The sequence below is a fragment of the Streptomyces sp. NPDC001714 genome, assembly GCF_042892755.1.
GTDB lineage: Bacteria > Actinomycetota > Actinomycetes > Streptomycetales > Streptomycetaceae > Streptomyces.
On sequence record NZ_JBIAUL010000034.1, the window covers coordinates 60,792 to 77,656 of the forward strand.

Here is a 16,865-nt window from a genome sequence, read left to right on the forward strand (position 1 = left end):
GACGCCGCCGGGGGCGTCACGGCGCCGCCGGCAGCGTGACCTCGAAGCGGCAGCCGCCGGGGATGTTGTGCACGGTGGCCCGGCCCTGGTGGGCCTCGACGATCCCGCGCACGATGGCGAGGCCGAGGCCGGCTCCGGCCGGCGGGGTGCGGGCGTGGGTGCCGCGCCAGCCGGTGTCGAAGACGCGGGGCAGGTCCTCGTCGGGGATGCCGCCACAGCCGTCCGTGACGGACAGGACGACGGCGCCCTCGGCCGACCGCTCGGCGGCGACCGCGACCGTGCCGTCGGGGGGCGTCCGGCGGATGGCGTTCACCAGCAGGTTGCCCAGCACCCGGCTCATCTCCTTGCCGTCCACCTCTACCGGCACCGGCTCCACCCGGTCGCCGACCAGCCGTACGCCGTACTCGCGGGCCAGCGGGTCGACGCCCGCGAGGGCGTCGCCGACGAGGTCGTACACGGACATCCGGCTCGGGCTCAGCGCGAGCGTTCCGGCGTGGATGCGGGAGAGCTCGAAGAGGTCGCCGACCATGTCGTTGAGGCGCTCGACCTCGGTGCGGATCTGTTGGTGATAGCGGTCGGGGTCGGTGGCGACACCGTCCTCCAGGGCCTCCGACATGGCGCGCAGACCGGCCAGCGGGGTACGCAGGTCGTGCGAGATCCAGGCGACGAGTTCCCGCCGCGAGGTCTCCAACGCGCGCTCACGCTCGCGGGACTCGGCGAGCTTCGCGCTCGTCGCCGCCAGTTCCCGGCTCACCTCGGCCAGTTCGGCGGTGGCCGGGACCGGCGGCGCGGCGAAGTCGCCGTCCTCGCCGAACGAGCGTGCCGCGAGGACGAGTTCACGGCTGCGGGCGACGACCCAGCGGCCCAGTATCAGCGCGGTCGCGAGGGACACCACGGCCGCCATCGCGACGACCGTCGTCACCACCGACAGGTCGTGCGAGGAGAGGAACATCGCCCAGGCGACGGCCAGGGTGCCGGCGAGCATCGCGACCACGCCGACGGCCGCGACCACGGCGAGGGACGCGGTCAGCGAGCGGCGCCGCAGCAGGCGCAGCGCGGCCGCCCCGAGCACTCCGGTGCCGGCGGCGCCGGCGAAGGCGTACAGGGCGATGAGGAAGGTGTCACGCATGTCAGGCCGCTCCTTCCCGTCCGCCCTGGTCGCCCTTGCCGCCCTGGCTGTCCTGCCCGTCCTGTCCGTTCGGCTCGAAGCGGTAGCCGACGCCCCACACGGTCTGGATCAGCCGCGGCCGGGCCGGGTCGTCCTCGACCTTGGCGCGCAGCCGGCGGACGTGGACCGTGACGGTGGACAGGTCGCCGAAGTCCCAGCCCCACACCGCGCGCATCAGGTCCTCCCTGCTGTACGCCCGTCCCGGGTGCCGCAGGAAGAAGGCGAGGAGGTCGAACTCGCGCAGGGTGAGGGCGAGTTCGGCGCCGTCCTTGGTGGCGCGGCGGGCGCCGGGGTCGAGCGTGAGTCCGGCGGACGAGAAGGACCGGTCGGCGGGAGCGGGGCGGCTGCGGCGCAGCACCGACTCGACCCGCAGGACCAGTTCCCGGGGGCTGAAGGGCTTGGTGACGTAGTCGTCGGCGCCGACCTCCAGGCCGAGGATGCGGTCGTCCTCGTCGCCCCGCGCGGTGAGCATGATGACCGGGACGGGGGCGTGGCCGCGCAGCCGCCGGCAGACCTCCAGGCCGTCCATGCCGGGCAGCATCAGGTCGAGCACGACCAGGTCGGGCCAGTGGGCGGCGGCGCGGGTCAGGGCGGTGGGGCCGTCACCGGCGTGGTCGACCAGGTACCCGGCGCGGTCCAGGTACCCGGCGACGATCTCGGAGACGGTCGGATCGTCGTCCACGACCAGGACCCGGGCGGCACCGGCGGTGGCCCCGGTGTCGGTGAGCTCGTACGGCTGCTGCATGCCTCCACCCTCGCACCGGGCCGTCGCGGGTGTCGCGGCCGGGCGTGGGCCCGGGGTGGGACGTTCGCGTTTCGTAAGGAACCCGGGAGGCGGGGGCGGCGGCGCCGTCGGGCGTCGACGTCCGCGTTTCGTAAGCAGCCCAGGCCCGGAATGTCCGGTTCGCGTTCGTAGGGTGAAGGCCGTGACCACCTCACCTTCTTCCCCATCCCCGGCGACGGACGTGGACGTCGTCCTCCCCTGTCTGAACGAGGCGGAGGCCCTGCCCTGGGTGCTCGGCCGGATCCCGGCGGGCTGGCGGGCCCTAGTGGTGGACAACGGCTCCACCGACGGCTCGGCGGACATCGCCCGGGCGTACGGGGCGACCGTCGTCCACGAGGCGCGGCGCGGCTTCGGCGCGGCGTGCCATGCGGGGCTGACCGCCGCGTCCGCCGGCATCGTCTGCTTCTGCGACTGCGACGCCTCGCTGGACCCCGGGCTTCTCGTGCCGTTCGTGCGGGAAGTCCTGGACGGCGAGGCGGACTTGGTGCTCGGCCGCCGACGCCCCGAGGGGCGGGGCGCGTGGCCGGCGCATGCCCGCGCGGGGAATCTGGCGCTGGCGCGGATGCTGCGGCGCCGCACGGGGCTGCGCCTGCACGACCTCGGCCCGCTGCGGGCCGCTCGCCGCGAGGGGCTGCTCGCGCTGTCGCTCGACGACCGGCGCAGTGGCTATCCGCTCCAGATGGTGGTGCGGGCGGCGGACGCGGGATGGCGGATCGCCGAGCACGAGGTGCCGTACCGGCCGCGTGCGGGTTCCTCGAAGGTGACGGGCACGTGGCGCGGCACGTGGCAGGCGGTGCGGGACATGAGCCGGGTGCTGCACGAGCCACCTCGGGTGCAGGCCGGTGGGGGCTGGTCGCGCAGTTCCCCGCGCCCCTGACGGGGCGCTACGCCCGCCGCATCTCCCCAGCCGAGGGCGCTCGTGACACATCTCAGCCGCGGGCAGTCGTGCCTCCCCCACCCGCACCACCCAAGGAACCCCCATGACCACCCTCCTCGTCATCGCCAAGGAACCCCGCCCCGGCAGGGTCAAGACCCGGCTCACCCCGCCCTTCTCCCCCGACCAGGCCGCCGCCCTCGCCGAGGCCTCGCTCGCCGACACCCTGGACGCCGTCGCCGCGGCCCCCGCCGCCCGTCGTGTCCTGGTCCTCGACGGCGCCCCCGGCCCCTGGCTGCCACCCGGCTTCGACGTCGTGCCGCAGTGTGCCGGCGGGCTGGACGCGCGGCTCGCCGACGCGTTCGCGCACTGCTCGGGCCCGGCCCTCCTCATCGGCATGGACACCCCCCAGGTCACCCCGGCCCTCCTCACCGTGGACTTCGCGGAGTGCGACGCGTACTTCGGGGCCGCCGAGGACGGCGGGTTCTGGGCACTGGGGCTGGCGGACCCGGACCCGGCCCTGCTGCGCGGGGTGCCGATGTCCACGCCGGAGACCGGCGCCGTCCAGCGGCAGCGCCTCGTCGGCGCCGGGCTGCGCGTGTGCGACCTGCCCCGGCTGCGCGACGTGGACACCGCGGCCGACGCGGCCGCCGTCGCCGCCCTCGTCCCGCACGGCCGGTTCGCCACCCTGCTGGCCCGGTGCACGGCGCACAGCGGAACGGGCCGATGACCACCTCGGCGGCCGTCCCCTGGACCGGCGCCGACCCCTACGCCGCCGCCCTGCGCGCCGGGCACGGCCCGCTGTTCCTGCGCCGCACCGACGGCTGGCTGCTGCCCCTGGACGTCGAGCGGTGGTGCGCGCGGGCCGACCCGGTCGACCGGGCTGTCCTCGACCGCTGCGAGGGCGCGGTCCTGGACGTGGGCTGCGGCCCCGGGCGGCTGGTCGCCGAACTCGCCGTCCGGGGCCGTACCGTCCTCGGCATCGACGTCAGCGCGGCCGCCGTGGACCACACCGTGCGGCTCGGCGGCCAGGCCCTGCGCCGCTCGGTCTTCGAGCCGCTGCCCGGCGAGGGCCGCTGGGGCACCGTCCTGCTCATGGACGGCAACGTCGGGATCGGCGGTGACCCGCACGCCCTGCTGCGCCGGGTGGCCGGGCTCCTCGCCCCCGGTGGCCTGCTGATCGCGGAGACCGCGCCGGTGGACGTCGACGAACGCGCCGACGTCCACCTCACCGACGCCCAGGAGGCGGTCGGCGCACCCTTCCTCTGGGCGCGGCTCGGCACCCCGGCCCTGCTGCGGTACGCGCGGGGCTGGGAGCCGGAGGCTCAGTGGGCGACCGGCGGGCGCCGCTTCGTCGCCCTGCGCAGCCTCCGCGCCAGCAGGAGCGCCGAGCCGCCGAAGAGCACCGCGGTGATCAGCAGCCAGCGGGCCAGGTAGCCGTCCGTCGACAGGCCGGTGGCCGACCGGTAGTGCCCGGCCACCATCCCGCTGATCAGCGGGAACCACACCAGCAGGAGCAGCGCGGAGAGCGCGGCCGGGATCCGGACGTACATCGTCCACTCCCGGCGCCCGGCGGCGCCCAGCCCCCGCGCCACCGCCCGGTCGGCCAGCGCGTACAGCGGCAGCAGGACCAGGTCGTGCAGCAGCGCCGCCCCCACCACCCACAGCGCCACGCCCAGCCAGTCGCCGGACAGCAGCCGCAGGCCGGCGTAGGCGGCGAGCGCGAACGAGCAGGCCAGGAGAAGGATCTGCAGGGGGCTGCCGATGGCAGGGCGCAGGCGCATCACAGGTCTCCGAAGGTCATCCGGGCCACCCACTTGGTGTTGAGGACACCGGGTGCGGCGGGCACGATCACGCGCGCGGGGTAGCCGTGGTCGGGGGACAGGTCCTCGCCGTTCACCTGGAGGGCGAGCAGGGAGCGCGGGTCGGCGACCTGGTTGGCGCGCAGGGCCCCGCGGCGGAAGGCGCCGTGCCGCTGAAGGGACTCGACGAGCACGTCCGGTGGGTCGCTCTCGTAGCCGACGAGCGCGGCGAGGTCGCGCAGCCGCACCCCGCGCCACCACTGGTCGGCGGTCGACCAGCCCTCGACGCAGGCGATCGGCAGCGCGGCGCTGTGCAGGGGCAGTCGGAGCAGTTCGGCGCGGCTGAGGCGGACCGTCCGGCCGCCGCGTCCGGTGACGACGAGCCGCCACGCCTCGTCCCCGGTCTCCGACGCGTCGATCCCGGCGTACGCGGCCGTCTTGTTGATCTGGAAGCCGTTCGGCCCGCTGCCCGGGTCGGCTCCGCCGTGCGGTGCGAGCAGGGCGGTACGCCGCAGCGCGCCCCCGATGCTCTGCCCGGCCGTCGTGACGAGCAGCAGCAGGGACGCGCCGCCCACGAACCACAGCGCCCCGCGCCGGGAGACGGTGGGCACGTCCGGCCGGGGCGTCTCCAGCTCTCCTTCGTCCCGGTGCCGTCGGCGTTCCCGGACCGCCCGCAGCGCCGTCGGCGTCTTCAGTGCCGCGTGCGCCACGAACGCGGCGAAGAACACCCAGGCGCCGTAGAAGTGCAGGGGGTAGAAGGAGCCGGGGAAGACGTAGTCGAGCTGGACGTTGAGGACGCCGGTCGTGAACTCGAAGAGGCCGCCGCCGACCAGCAGCAGCAGCGAGATCCGCTCGAGGGCGTGGGCCAGCGAGCGGGCCGGGGGCAGCGTGAACAGCTTCGGCACCACCGACCACAGCTTGGCGAGCAGCACCGGGATCAGGGCGATGCCGAGGGTGACGTGCAGTCCCTGGGTGACCCGGTAGAGCCAGTACGGGTTCGTCGGCCAGGAGAAGAGGTAGAAGCCGAGGATGCCCTTGTCCGGGGTCTGGTCGTTCACCGGGGCCAGGTCCGGGTTGTACGCGGCGTACGACACCAGTCCCGTCACGAACAGCACGGTGATGCCGACGAGCAGCACCAGGCCGAGCACCGAGGTGAACCAGGTGCCACGCAGCGGGCTGCGCCAGAAGCCGGGTGAGGTGGGGAGCCGTGGATCGTCGGGTCTCATGGTCCGACCGTAGGCCGGGGAAACCCCCGAAACGGGTGCACGACCCATGACGAAAGTCTGACGTCAGCCGCCTGATGCACGGTTCGGCGCGGTCGCCGCCCTAGCGTTCCGGTGTGACCCGCGCTCCGCACCGTGATCGGCCCGCCGATCTCTCCGCCGATCCGTCCGCCGATCGCGCCGGCCTCTTCGCCGATCTGCTCGCCGTCCTCGCCGCCGCCCTGCTGGTGCTCGTCGCCGTACTGGTCGGCCGGCACCTGCAAGACGCCTACCGCGTGTTGTTCGTGCACTGGCCGCCGCTGTTCGCCGACTGGGACCCGCACCTGGGCCCGGGCACCCCGGCCGCCGTGCTGGTCGCGGTCGCCGTGGTGGCGTACGGGCCGAACCTGGCCGTACGGCTGCCCTGGCGCGGGCTGCTCGGCGCGGCCTGGGGCGCCTGTCTGGCCTGGACGTGGTCGCTGGCGCTGGTCGACGGCTGGCAGCGGGGCGTGGCGGGCCGGCTCACCAGCCCGAACGAGTACCTGACGGTCATCTCCCGCTTCCACGACATCCCGGCGACCCTGCGGGACTTCACCCACCACATCGTCAGCGGCACCCCGGCGCCCTGGCCGGCCCACATCGCCGGGCACCCGCCGGCGGCCACGCTCACCTTCGTCCTCCTGGACCGGATCGGGCTGCACGGCGGCGGCTGGGCGGGCGCCTGGTGCATCACGGTCGGGTCGACGGCCTGTGTCGCCGTGCTGGTCGCGGTGCGGGCCCTGGCCGACGAGCGGCTCGCCCGGCGGGCCGCGCCGTTCCTGGTCATGGCCCCGGCCGCGGTGTGGGTGGGTGCCTCGGCGGACGGGTACTTCGCGGCGGTCGCCGCCTGGACGGTGGCCCTGCTGGCCCTCGCGGTGACCGGCCGGTCCGTGGCCTGGGCGGCGGGTGCGGGACTGCTGTACGGGCTGACCTGCTATCTGTCGTACGGCCTGACGCTCTTCGCGCTGATCGGGGCGGCGGTGCTGGTGCTCGGCCGGCGCCGGGTCCGGGCCCGCCCTGTCGTGCTCGCGCTGCTGGTGGCCGGGGCGGCGGTCGTCCCGCTCGTGTTCACCCTTGCGGGGTTCGACTGGTGGCAGGGGTACCGGCTGCTGGTCACCCGCTACTACCAGGGCGTCGGCGGGACCCGGCCGTACGGCTACTGGGTGTGGGCCAACCTGGCCTGCACGGTGGTCATCACGGGTCTGGCGACGGTGGCCGGGCTGCGGCGGGCGGGTGCCGTGCTGGTCCGCCACCGCACCGCGCCCCCTGCGCGGAAGCGTCTCGCCTTCCTCGTGGGTGCCGCCCTGCTGGCCCTGCTGCTCGCCGACCTGTCCGGGATGAGCAAGGCGGAGACGGAGCGCATCTGGCTGCCGTTCGCGATGTGGCTGCTGCCGGCCTGCGCGTTTCTGCCCCGGCCGCGCGCCTGGCTCACGGCACAGGCACTGCTCGGGCTGGTGCTGAACCATCTGCTGTTCACCGGCTGGTGACCCCGTCGGCCGGTGGCCGGCCGCGGCGGCACGGCTACGGGAGGACCGACGGGCCGAGGTCCGCCGCCCGGACATCGGCCGCCGCCGAGAGCCGCGCGAGGAGACCGGCCAGCGCCGCCCCGTCGTCGACCTGTTCGAGCAGCCGGGCCTGGTCGTCGTGGACCCGGCGGGCGGCACGTCCGTGGAGGTCCTCGCCGCGCGGGGTGAGGTGGAGCAGGACGCGGCGGCGGTCGTGGGGGTCGGGGCGGCGGTGGACGAGGTTGTCCGCGACCATGCGGTCGACGAGCTTGGTCAGGCTGGGCGCCGGCATCAGGGCGTGCTCGGCTATCTCGGACATCGGGTGCCCCCGGCCGTCCCCGACGAGCGACAGGACCCGCCACTCCTCGACCGTGCAGTCCTCCTCGGCCAGCACCGCTGCCAGCCGCCGCACGACCCGCCGCTCGGCATGGCTGAGGAGGTGGGCGAGGTCCGGCGAGGAGGGTACGGACGGCATTGCCGGTGTCCTTCCGGTAGGTCTACTGTGCGCGCAGAATACGAGTCTTGGCGACGGCGCCGGGGCCCGGGACCGGAATCCGCGTTCCCCATGCCCGCACGGAGGTGGCCGATGCGTCCGGCGCCGCCGAGCGACGTGCGCGGCACCCTGCTCCTCGCCCTGGTCGTGCCGTTGCAGGGGCCGGCGGGGGTCCTCGGGCCGTCGTGCGAGTCGGCCGCGCGGCTGGCCGTGGAGGAACTGAACGCCGCGGGCGGGGTGCTGGGCCGGGAGGTCCGGCTGGTCACCGTGGACGGCGGGGCGCCGCCGGCGCGGGTGGCGGCCGAGGTGGGGGCGCTGGTCTCGCTGGGCGCCGTGGACGGGGTGGTGGGCTGGCACACCTCGGCGGTACGGCAGGCGCTGCTGCCCCGGATCGCGGGCCGGGTGCCGTACGTCTACACCGCGCAGTACGAGGGCGGCGAGCGGACTCCGGGCGTCTTCCTGACCGGTGAGACCGACGTCGCCCAACTGCTGCCCGCGATGCGGCTGCTGACGGAGGCGGCCGGGGTGCGGCGCTGGTGCACGGTGGGCAACGACTACGTCTGGCCCCGGGTGACCGCGCGCACGGCACGGGCGTACGCGCGGGAGTGCGGCGGGCGGGTGCGGGACGAGGTGTTCGTGCCCCTGGGGACGGAGGGGTTCGGTCCGGTGCTGCGCCGGATCGAGCGGTGCGAGGCGGACGCGGTGCTGATGCTGCTGGTGGGCGCGGACGCGGCCCGCTTCAACCGGGCGTTCGCCGGGTACGGGCTGCACCAGCGGTGCCTGCGGCTGAGCACCCACATGGACGAGAACATCCTGCTGGCCACCGGCGCGGACGGCACCGACGGGCTGTGGGCGGCGGCCGGTTTCTTCGAGACCCTCGCGACCGCCGAGAGCCTCGACTTCGGCGCCCGCCACGCGGCCCGGTTCGGGGTGCACGCCCCGGTGGTGGGGAGCCTCGGCGAGTCCTGCTTCGAGGGCGTACGGCTGCTGGCGGCCCTGGCCGAGCGGGCCCGGTCGCTGGACGTGCGGGCGATGTGCGCGGTCGGGGACGCGGTGTCGTACGAGGGCCCGCGCGGCGTCGTACGGCTGCGCGGCAACCATCTCGCGCAACGGCTGTATCTGGCGCGGGCGGACGTCCTCGACTTCCACGTCGTAGCCCAACTCTGAGCCCAAGTTCCGTCTGGGACACGATACTTCCCACGGGAAGTATCAAGCTTTGTCTTTTAAAGCAGGTGAAACGTTCGGGAAACAGCGCGCCGCGACTCTTCCGTGCAAACGACCGGGGACGAGAGAGGGAAGAGTCGTGACGGAGATCGTCGGCAAAGAGGCACCGCCGGCCGTGGCGGACGGCGGGACGGGCAGCGGCACGGACGGCAAACGGACCTACAACGACTGGGCGCAGAACGACACGCTGGAGGACTACTCGCTGCGGTACGCGCCGAAGTCCTTCCGCCGCTGGACCCCCTACGTGGTGGCGACCACCGCGCTGGGCGGCATCGCCTATCTCGCGGACTTCGCGATCGGCGGTTCGATCGCCATCTCCAACGGCTTCTCCAGTGCGATGGTGGCGATCCTGACCGCGGCCGTGGTCATCTTCCTCACCGGCATCCCGATCTCCTACTACTCGGCCAAGTACTCCATCGACATGGACCTGTTGACCCGGGGCGCGGGCTTCGGGTACCTCGGCTCGACGCTCACCTCGGTCATCTACGCCAGCTTCACCTTCATCTTCTTCGCCCTCGAAGGCTCGATCATGGCGCAGGCCCTGGAGCTGGGCCTGCACATCCCGCTCGCCGTGGGCTACCTGATCTGCTCGGTCATCATCCTGCCGCTGGTCATCTACGGGATGACCGCGCTGTCGAAGATGCAGGTGTGGACGCAGCCGATCTGGCTGGTGCTGATGGTCGCGCCGTTCGTGTCCATCGCGATCCAGGAGCCGGGCAAGTTCTCGGAGTTCACGCACTTCGCGGGCAACTCGCCGACGGGGTCGAGCATCAGCATGCTCGGGGTCGGCGCGGGTGCGGGCGTCGCGCTGTCGCTGATCGCGCAGATCGGAGAGCAGGTCGACTACCTGCGGTTCATGCCGGACAAGACGCCCGAGAACAGCAGGAAGTGGTGGGGGGCGGTGCTCTCCGCCGGTCCGGGCTGGGTGGTGCTCGGCGCGGCGAAGCAGATCGGCGGCGCCTTCCTCGCCTTCTACATCGCCGGCAGCGTGGGCCTGGCCAAGGCCAACGAGCCGATCCAGCAGTACGTGTCCGGGTTCAAGACGTTCGCGGCGCCGATCGCGCTCGGTCTCGCCACGTTCTTCGTGATCCTCTCCCAGATAAAGATCAACTCGACGAACGCGTACTCCGGCTCGCTGTCCTGGTCGAACTTCTTCTCCCGGCTGACGCACCGTCACCCCGGCCGCGTGGTCTACATCTTCCTCAACGTCGGCATCGCCCTGGCCCTCATGGAGGGCGGCGTCTTCGGCTTCCTCAACACCGTGCTCGGCTTCTACTCCAACGTGGCGATCGCCTGGATCGGCGCGGTCGTCGCCGACCTGGTCATCAACAAGCCGCTGGGGCTGAGTCCGTCGTACATCGAGTTCAAGCGGGCCCACCTGCACAACTTCAACCCGGTCGGCTTCGGCTCGATGCTGATCGCGTCGGCGGTCTCGATCGCCGCCTACTTCAACGCCTTCGGGGAGTACGGCAAGGCGTACTCGCCGTTCGTCGCGCTGTTCCTGGCGATGGTGCTCTCGCCGCTGTTCGCGGTGCTGACCAAGGGGAAGTACTACATCGCCCGCGTCGACGACCTCGCGGAGCCGCTGCTCGGCCCGGACGGGCTGCCGTCTGCGGTCACGCTGACCTGCACGGTGTGCGCGACCGGCTTCGAGCGGCCGGACGTGGCGAACTGCCCGTTCCACTCCGGGGCGATCTGCTCGCTGTGCTGCAGCCTGGAGAAGGACTGCCACGACTCCTGCAAGACCGGCCCGGTCTCGCTCGCCATGCCGACGGTTCGGTCCGCGGACTGACCGGCCGGGACCACCACCGCCCTACCGCTCCGGCTCGCGCCCTGCCGCGCGGGCCGGAGCTCCCGTCTGCAGGCCGTCCATCAGGAGCCTGATCTGCCGGTCCGCCTGCCCCTTCCAGTCGCCGGCCGCGTCCAGTCGCAGCAGACCCCCCAGGGCCCGGACCACGTCCGCCGTCTCCATGTCGGACCTGAGCGTCCCGGCGGCGACGCCCGCGGTGAAGAGCGTGTCGATGGTGTCGTAGACCTTCGCGTACGCCCCCTCCGTCCCGCCGGAGCGCAGCGCCTCGGACATGTGCTGCTTCGTGACGAGCAGGCCCGCCAGCCGTCCCATGAACTCGCGCAGCGCCCGGTCCGGCGGGAGTGTCGCGAGGAAGTCCGCCGCGTCGGCGCACAGCTGGTCCACCTCGTGCTCGTAGGCCGCGAGGACCAGCGACTCCCGGGTCGGGAAGTGCCGGTAGAGGGTGCCGATGCCGACCCCGGCCGCCCTGGCGATGCTGTCCAGCGGCACGTCCTTGCCGGTGCGCGTGAACTCCTCCAGCGCCGCCGCCACCAGCTTCTCGCGGTTGCGGCGGGCATGGGCGCGCACGGGCCGCGCGGGTCCCTGTTCGTTCATGCCGTACTCCCCTCCAGGCCGGTCACCGTACCGGGCATTCTGCCCACTTGCTTACCGGAGGATCCTCCACTAACGTCCCTTGATACCGGAGGATCCTCCGGTATCCGCCGTCGTACGCACGGCGCACATCGAACGGAGTCATGCCGTGAACACGGTTTCTCTCGGTGACCTCACCACCTCCGCCCAGGGGCTCGGCTGCATGGGCATGAGCGAGGGATACGGCCCGACCAGCTGGGACGACGCGATCAGCACCGTCCACCGGGCCCTCGACCTGGGTGTCACGCTCATCGACACCGCCGACGCCTACGCCTTCGGGCACAACGAGGTGCTGGTGGGCCGGGCCGTCGCGGGCCGGCGGGACGAGGTCCAGCTCGCCACGAAGACCGGCATCGACCGCATGGGCGGGGACAGCTGGGCGCTGCGCGGCGATCCGGGCTACATCCGGCGCGCCTGCGACGCCTCCCTGCTACGGCTGGGCGTCGACCACATCGACCTCTACTACCTGCACCGGCCGCCGCAGAACGCCGAGATCGAGGAGTCCGTCGGCGCCATGGCGGAGCTGGTGAAGGCGGGCAAGATCCGGCACATCGGCCTGTCCGAGGTGACCGGCGAACTACTGCGGCGCGCCCACGCCGTGCACCCGATCACGGCGGTGCAGAGCGAGTACTCGATCTGGTCCCGGGACCCGGAGACGACCGTCGCGGACGCCCTGCGCGAGCTGGGCGTCGCCCTGGTGGCGTACTCACCGCTCGGCCGGGGCTTCCTGACCGGCACGGTCGACGTCACCGCGCTGCCGGCGAGCGACGCGCGCCTCAGGCTGCCCCGGTTCCGGACGACGGACAACGAGGTGATCGCGGACGTCGTCCGCACCCTGGCGGCGGCGAAGGGCGTGGCACCGGCGCAGCTGGCACTGGCCTGGGTGCAGGCCCGGGGTGCGCACCTCGGGGTTCCCGTGGTGCCGATCCCGGGCACGAAGCGCGTGAAGTGGCTGGAGCAGAACGTGGCCGCCGCCGGCATCGAGCTGACCGCCGAGGAGGCCGCCACGCTGGACGGGCTGGCCGCGCGGACGGTGGGCGACCGCTACTGAACGACACCACCGCCGGCTCCGGCCCGGCGCCGGGCCGGAGACCGCGAAGTCCCCGTTCCGGCGGGACAGCCGGCCCCGGGCTTGCGCGAGGGCGCATGTCACGGCCCTCACATGATTCGGTCCCAACTTCTCCTTCGCCGCGGCGTCCTGCCGGTGTTCCGGGAACCCGCCGGACACGGAGAAGAACATGCCCCCCGCCCCTGACCGGTCCCCTGACCACCGGAACGCACACCGTCGAGATCGACGGCGGGTACCGGACCGCGGACGGTCCGGACCGTCCGGGCCGTCCGGGCCGGGGAGTCGGTGGTCATGGGTTGTCGTCGCCCTCCTGCGCATGACGTGGCAAGGCCGACTTCTCCAGCGCCGGGGCGACACCGTCTCTCCAGTCGGCGCACGGATCTTTCGCGTCGGCGTAGTCCGCCGCCATGAGCGGCAGGGAGAGATGGGCGAGGTCGCCGGGGGGCGGCGTCCGCAGCGACCACAGGGGCGCGGGGGTGCCGTCGGCGACCGCGGCCGGGGCGTCGGTCAGGTTCATGCGCTCGCGCAGGCGGCCGTAGAAGTCCATCGCCGCGAGCCGGACCACCCGCAGCCGGGTCGGGGCGGCGTACACGCCGATCCAGTCCCCCGGCTCCAGCACGCCGCGGACCTGGCCGTCGACGCTGACCGCGGCCTGTCCCGAGCGTTCCAGGACGCGCAGGCCGACCGCCTCGTTCGGGGCGGTGACGACCGAGCGGTTGAACGTCATGTGCGGGGCGACCGGGGTGAAGACGAGGGCCTCCGCGCACGGCGAGACGACGGGCCCGCCGGCGGCGAAGCTGTAGGCGGTCGAGCCGGTCGGCGTCGCCACCAGCAGCGCGTCGGCGGAGTAGGAGGCGAGCAGCCGGCCGGAGACGTAGACGCCGACGGAGACCTGGCGGTCGCGGGACAGCTTCTCCAGGACGATGTCGTTGACCGCGGCGACGTGCAGCGGTACGCCCCAGTCGCTGTCCTGTTCGCAGTCCGTGCGGACCTGGGGTGGCGGCAGCAGCGGCCCGCGGCCGTACTGCATCAGCCGCTCCATGTCGGCGGGCACCTCCAGGCGCCGGGAGGCGCGCATCGTGAGCAGCAGGCGGCTGTCGACGGTGTAGCGGTCCTCGCGGATCGCGTCCAGCGCCTCCCGCACCGAGCAGACCGGCACCTCGGTCAGGAAGCCGACCCGGCCCAGGTCGACGCCGAGGACCAGCGCGTCGTTGCGGGCGGCGAGCCGGGCGCCGCGCAGGAAGGTGCCGTCCCCGCCGAGGGTGACGATCAGGTCGGGATCGCCGGCGGCCGCGACCTCCTCCCCCGAGTGGTGCCGTCCACCGTCGTGCCACACGTCGATGTCCGTGCACCGCACGTCGTGCTCCGCGGCCCACGCCCGTACGGCACGGGCCGCGTCCACCGCCTCCGCACGCCCGCCGTGCACCACCAGTCCGAGCCCGTTCACCGTCATCTCCGCCTCCAGGACACCGTTGCCGGCCGCTGCTCCCACGCTGTCACGAGCGGGGCGGATCTGTCGGGCGGAGCGGGATCACAGTCCGAGGGAGATGGCCGGCCGGGTGAGCTCGGCGGTGGTGCTGACGTCCGGTTTGGCGCGGATCCGGCGGACTCCTCCTGGTCGGCCGGATGACCCAGCGCTGGGGCACCCGGCACGGCGGCACCGGCACGACCGTCTGGGCCGAGCAGTACCTCACCGAGGACCGGGGCGGCCGGAGCCCGGCTACCGGCGGAACACCGGGCGGGCCCAGGCGGGCGGGTGCGGGGAGCCCACGGCTTCCCGGCCGACGGCCTGGGTGGGAGTGGGAGTGCGGACGGTGTCGCGGCGGGCGGTCGGAGGGCCGCCCGCGTCCCGGGGCACGGCGGGCTCCCGCGCCGGACCGGGGCCGTACGCGGCGCACCGCAGCGATGCCACGAACTCCAGGCAGGAGCCGTACCGGTCCTCGGGGGCCTTGGCCAGCGCCCTGGCGAACACGTCGTCGAACGCCGGTGGCAGCCCCGCCCGCACCTCGCTCAGTGCGGGCGGGGCGTCGTACTGGTGCGCCCACAGCAGCGCGATGTCCTCGTCCCGGACGAACGGCGGACCGCCGGCCAGCATCTCGAAGACCACGCAGGCGAGACTGTAGAGATCGCAGCGGCCGTCCACCGGGCGCCCCGAGATCTGCTCCGGCGCCACGTAGTCCAGCGTGCCGACGAACTCGCCGACCGTCGTGAACCCCGTCAGCGACAGCGACTTCTTGGTGAGCCCGAAGTCCGTGAGATAGACGTGCTCGGGGTGGTCGCTGTCCGTGCCCCGCGCCACCAGCACGTTGCCGGGCTTCACGTCCCGGTGCACCAGATCGTGCTCGTGGGCCGCGTCGAGCGCGGAGGCGACCTGGGCGGCGATCCGCAGCGCCGCGTCCACCGGCAGCACGCCCTCCTTGTCCAGCAGCGCGCGCAGGTCGGGCCCCGACACGTAGCGCATCGCGATGTACAGCACGCCGTCCGTCTCGCCGGCCTCGAAGATCGGCACGATGTGGGGGTGGTCGATGGCGGCGGCGACCCGCGACTCGTGGGTGAAACGACGGCGGAAGGTGTCGTTGCGGGCCATCTCGGGGGCCAGCAGTTTCAGGGCGACGGTCCGGTCCAGGCGCAGGTCCGTGGCACGGTAGACGACGGCCATGCCGCCGCGCCCGATCTCGCCCTGGACCTCGTAGCCCGCGATGCGCGTCGCCATCACCCACATCGTATCCAGCGGGCCCGCGGCCCGCGAGAAGGTCACGTTCCGGCGGCTCGAACCGGCAGGTTACAAGGGCAGGTCACAAGGACGCCGCCTGCCAGCCGGTCCAGCGCGTCACGGTCACGAGAACGACCGCGCCATCCGGAGGGTGTTCCCGGTACTGCGGGTATTTCGCGCTCAGCGGCCCGACGAGGGCCGCGTCGGCGGGAGTCACCCGCGCCTCGCCGTCCGCCCGGACCCACCACAGACGGTCCCAGTCCTCGTCGTACGCGTCCGCGAGCAGACACACGGACGGCCGCGCGGCGATGTTGCGCAGCCGCTTGAGGTCAGTCGTCGTCTTGGGCTTGTGGTCCACGGCGGTGACGATCCCGTCGGCGCCGTGGCGGGCGAAGACGACCGGCACCAGATGGGGGCGGCCGTTCCCGTCCACGGTCGCGAGCCGGGCCACCCGGGCCGCGGCGAACCGGCGTCGCGCCTCGCCCTCGGTCAGCTCCGGCACCGCGCGCCCCGTCCCGGTCAGGCCCGGCGCAGTGCGTCGAGCACGTCGGCGTCCGTCAGTTGCCCGAAGTCGTCGTACCACTGCCCGACCGCGGTGAAGACGGCCGGGCGGTACGGGCAGACGACGAGGTCGGCCTCGGCGGCGAGCGCGTCCAGGGAGTCGGGCGCGCCGACCGGGACGGCCAGCACGGTCCGTGCGGGGCCCCGGCCCCGCACGTGGCGCAGCGCGGCGCGGGCGGTGGAGCCGGTGGCGAGGCCGTCGTCGACGACGAGCACGGTACGGCCGCGCAGTTCGGGCGGTGGGCGGCCCTCCCGGTAGCGGCGCTCACGGCGGCGCAGCTCCTGCCGCTCCCGCTCGACCAGGGGGGCGAGGGTGTCCTCGCTCAGGCCCAGGTGGGCCAGGGTCGCCCGGTCCAGGAGCGGCGGGTCGTCCCCGGCGATCGCGCCGACGCCGAACTCCTCGTGGTGCGGGGCTCCGATCTTGCGTACGACGAGCACGTCGAGCGGGGCCGGCAGCTCGCGCGCGACCTCCGCGGCCACGGCCGCGCCGCCCCGGGGCAGGGCCAGCACGATCGGGTCGGGCAGGGCACCCTCGTCGCGCAACTCGACCAGCGCGGCGGCGAGTTCACGGCCGGCGTGGGCACGGTCCCGGTAGCGCACGGTTCGTCCTCCCCGGGCGAGGTCGGGGTCTCCCTCCTCCATGCTCACACCTGGAGGTGCCGGAGGCCGAGCCCTCCCGAAGAATTCGCACACACATTCTATAAACTGCGTGTACAGTCCCCGCCTGCCACTGTGGAGCAAGCTTCCGATCAAGCCTCCGATCAAGCAGAGGGAAAGACGGCCCTCCGGGTTCCGGACCACCCGTCTCCGCCTCCCGGCCCTCACCGCCGCTGCCGTCTCACTGGCCCTGACAGCTGCTCGCCCCCGGCAGGCCCGAACCGGGAAGGTGTACCGGCCCTAGGCTGTTTCGTTTGGATCAGGGGGCGGACCACAGGAAGATGCCGGCGATATGGAGTCCGGCCAGGTAGATGGTCGCGGTCTTCTCGTAGCG

Annotated in this window: 17 protein-coding genes; 7 read left to right on the forward strand and 10 right to left on the reverse strand. The window is 73.5% G+C overall.

Annotation, left to right across the window (positions count from 1 at the left end; all coding sequences use genetic code 11):
* Positions 1–16: 16 nt before the first annotated feature.
* Both ACFY0P_RS47900 and ACFY0P_RS47905 read right to left on the reverse strand, forming a co-directional pair.
* Entirely contained in the window at positions 17–1,129 is a 1,113-nt protein-coding gene (locus tag ACFY0P_RS47900) for a sensor histidine kinase (RefSeq protein ID WP_388928800.1), read from the reverse strand.
* Between the two features lies 1 nt (position 1,130).
* A complete protein-coding gene (locus tag ACFY0P_RS47905) occupies positions 1,131–1,913 on the reverse strand; it encodes a response regulator transcription factor (protein WP_388928801.1) in 783 nt (260 codons plus the stop codon).
* Between the two features lie 172 nt (positions 1,914–2,085).
* Here ACFY0P_RS47905 and ACFY0P_RS47910 point away from each other — a divergent pair, with 172 nt between their 5' ends.
* From ACFY0P_RS47910 to ACFY0P_RS47920, 3 genes are all read left to right on the forward strand, one after another.
* Positions 2,086–2,829, forward strand: a complete 744-nt coding sequence (locus tag ACFY0P_RS47910; RefSeq protein WP_388928802.1) for a glycosyltransferase family 2 protein — start codon at positions 2,086–2,088, stop codon at positions 2,827–2,829.
* A gap of 103 nt (positions 2,830–2,932) precedes the next feature.
* Positions 2,933–3,556: a DUF2064 domain-containing protein gene (locus tag ACFY0P_RS47915; protein WP_388928803.1), complete on the forward strand. Its 624-nt coding sequence runs from the start codon at positions 2,933–2,935 to the stop codon at positions 3,554–3,556.
* A complete protein-coding gene (locus tag ACFY0P_RS47920) occupies positions 3,553–4,263 on the forward strand; it encodes a class I SAM-dependent methyltransferase (protein ID WP_388928804.1) in 711 nt (236 codons plus the stop codon). The genes ACFY0P_RS47915 and ACFY0P_RS47920 overlap by 4 nt, the downstream gene beginning before the upstream one ends.
* Here the strand turns inward: ACFY0P_RS47920 and ACFY0P_RS47925 are convergent.
* Together ACFY0P_RS47925 and ACFY0P_RS47930 are read right to left on the reverse strand one after the other, a co-directional pair.
* Complete coding sequence (locus tag ACFY0P_RS47925; protein WP_388928805.1) at positions 4,152–4,610, reverse strand: hypothetical protein; 459 nt, start codon at positions 4,608–4,610, stop codon at positions 4,152–4,154. The genes ACFY0P_RS47920 and ACFY0P_RS47925 overlap by 112 nt on opposite strands.
* The gene (locus ACFY0P_RS47930) at positions 4,610–5,854 is read right to left on the reverse strand and encodes a molybdopterin-dependent oxidoreductase (RefSeq protein WP_388928806.1); all 1,245 of its coding nucleotides are present in this window, start codon (positions 5,852–5,854) and stop codon (positions 4,610–4,612) included. Before ACFY0P_RS47930 ends, ACFY0P_RS47925 begins: the two co-directional genes overlap by 1 nt.
* A 113-nt stretch (positions 5,855–5,967) precedes the next feature.
* Here ACFY0P_RS47930 and ACFY0P_RS47935 point away from each other — a divergent pair, with 113 nt between their 5' ends.
* A complete protein-coding gene (locus ACFY0P_RS47935; RefSeq protein ID WP_388928807.1) occupies positions 5,968–7,356 on the forward strand; it encodes a hypothetical protein in 1,389 nt (462 codons plus the stop codon).
* 34 nt (positions 7,357–7,390) lie between these two features.
* Here ACFY0P_RS47935 and ACFY0P_RS47940 read toward each other — a convergent pair whose 3' ends face one another.
* Positions 7,391–7,849: a MarR family winged helix-turn-helix transcriptional regulator gene (locus tag ACFY0P_RS47940; protein ID WP_388928808.1), complete on the reverse strand. Its 459-nt coding sequence runs from the start codon at positions 7,847–7,849 to the stop codon at positions 7,391–7,393.
* Between the two features lie 111 nt (positions 7,850–7,960).
* Between ACFY0P_RS47940 and ACFY0P_RS47945 the strand changes: the two genes are divergently transcribed.
* A complete protein-coding gene (locus ACFY0P_RS47945) occupies positions 7,961–9,034 on the forward strand; it encodes a substrate-binding domain-containing protein (protein ID WP_388928809.1) in 1,074 nt (357 codons plus the stop codon).
* A 136-nt stretch (positions 9,035–9,170) separates the two neighbouring features.
* Positions 9,171–10,883 (forward strand): hypothetical protein, encoded by a 1,713-nt coding sequence (locus ACFY0P_RS47950; RefSeq protein WP_388928810.1) that lies wholly within the window; start codon positions 9,171–9,173, stop codon positions 10,881–10,883.
* A 21-nt stretch (positions 10,884–10,904) separates the two neighbouring features.
* Here the strand turns inward: ACFY0P_RS47950 and ACFY0P_RS47955 are convergent, their stop codons facing one another.
* Positions 10,905–11,495 (reverse strand): TetR/AcrR family transcriptional regulator, encoded by a 591-nt coding sequence (locus tag ACFY0P_RS47955; protein WP_388928811.1) that lies wholly within the window; start codon positions 11,493–11,495, stop codon positions 10,905–10,907.
* Between the two features lie 199 nt (positions 11,496–11,694).
* On the opposite strand from ACFY0P_RS47955, the gene ACFY0P_RS47960 reads away from it, so the two are divergent.
* Positions 11,695–12,582, forward strand: a complete 888-nt coding sequence (locus tag ACFY0P_RS47960; protein ID WP_388928815.1) for an aldo/keto reductase — start codon at positions 11,695–11,697, stop codon at positions 12,580–12,582.
* Positions 12,583–12,889: 307 nt separating this feature from the next.
* Here the strand turns inward: ACFY0P_RS47960 and ACFY0P_RS47965 are convergent, their stop codons facing one another.
* The 4 genes from ACFY0P_RS47965 to ACFY0P_RS47980 all read right to left on the reverse strand — a co-directional run bounded on the left by ACFY0P_RS47965 (position 12,890) and on the right by ACFY0P_RS47980 (position 16,516).
* On the reverse strand, positions 12,890–14,053 hold the full coding sequence (locus tag ACFY0P_RS47965) for an NAD(+)/NADH kinase (protein ID WP_388928816.1): 1,164 nt from the start codon (positions 14,051–14,053) through the stop codon (positions 12,890–12,892).
* A gap of 267 nt (positions 14,054–14,320) precedes the next feature.
* Positions 14,321–15,322: a serine/threonine-protein kinase gene (locus tag ACFY0P_RS47970; protein ID WP_388928817.1), complete on the reverse strand. Its 1,002-nt coding sequence runs from the start codon at positions 15,320–15,322 to the stop codon at positions 14,321–14,323.
* A gap of 73 nt (positions 15,323–15,395) precedes the next feature.
* Complete coding sequence (locus tag ACFY0P_RS47975) at positions 15,396–15,815, reverse strand: TIGR03668 family PPOX class F420-dependent oxidoreductase (protein WP_388928812.1); 420 nt, start codon at positions 15,813–15,815, stop codon at positions 15,396–15,398.
* 17 nt (positions 15,816–15,832) lie between these two features.
* Positions 15,833–16,516 carry a phosphoribosyltransferase gene (locus ACFY0P_RS47980; RefSeq protein WP_388928813.1) on the reverse strand — a complete coding sequence of 228 codons (684 nt, stop codon included), beginning with the start codon at positions 16,514–16,516 and terminating at the stop codon, positions 15,833–15,835.
* Positions 16,517–16,865: the final 349 nt, after the last annotated feature.

Bases quoted from the DNA above. Each gene is read 5' to 3' on its own strand.
- ACFY0P_RS47915 (WP_388928803.1), top strand. From the start codon at position 2,933: ATGACCACCCTCCTCGTCATCGCCAAGGAACCCCGCCCCGGCAGGGTC.
- ACFY0P_RS47925 (WP_388928805.1), bottom strand. From the start codon at position 4,610: ATGCGCCTGCGCCCTGCCATCGGCAGCCCCCTGCAGATCCTTCTCCTG.
- ACFY0P_RS47940 (WP_388928808.1), bottom strand. From the start codon at position 7,849: ATGCCGTCCGTACCCTCCTCGCCGGACCTCGCCCACCTCCTCAGCCAT.
- ACFY0P_RS47905 (WP_388928801.1), bottom strand. From the start codon at position 1,913: ATGCAGCAGCCGTACGAGCTCACCGACACCGGGGCCACCGCCGGTGCC.
- ACFY0P_RS47960 (WP_388928815.1), top strand. From the start codon at position 11,695: ATGGGCATGAGCGAGGGATACGGCCCGACCAGCTGGGACGACGCGATC.
- ACFY0P_RS47900 (WP_388928800.1), bottom strand. From the start codon at position 1,129: ATGCGTGACACCTTCCTCATCGCCCTGTACGCCTTCGCCGGCGCCGCC.
- ACFY0P_RS47930 (WP_388928806.1), bottom strand. From the start codon at position 5,854: ATGAGACCCGACGATCCACGGCTCCCCACCTCACCCGGCTTCTGGCGC.
- ACFY0P_RS47945 (WP_388928809.1), top strand. From the start codon at position 7,961: ATGCGTCCGGCGCCGCCGAGCGACGTGCGCGGCACCCTGCTCCTCGCC.
- ACFY0P_RS47980 (WP_388928813.1), bottom strand. From the start codon at position 16,516: ATGGAGGAGGGAGACCCCGACCTCGCCCGGGGAGGACGAACCGTGCGC.
- ACFY0P_RS47965 (WP_388928816.1), bottom strand. From the start codon at position 14,053: ATGACGGTGAACGGGCTCGGACTGGTGGTGCACGGCGGGCGTGCGGAG.
- ACFY0P_RS47955 (WP_388928811.1), bottom strand. From the start codon at position 11,495: ATGAACGAACAGGGACCCGCGCGGCCCGTGCGCGCCCATGCCCGCCGC.
- ACFY0P_RS47970 (WP_388928817.1), bottom strand. From the start codon at position 15,322: ATGTGGGTGATGGCGACGCGCATCGCGGGCTACGAGGTCCAGGGCGAG.
- ACFY0P_RS47920 (WP_388928804.1), top strand. From the start codon at position 3,553: ATGACCACCTCGGCGGCCGTCCCCTGGACCGGCGCCGACCCCTACGCC.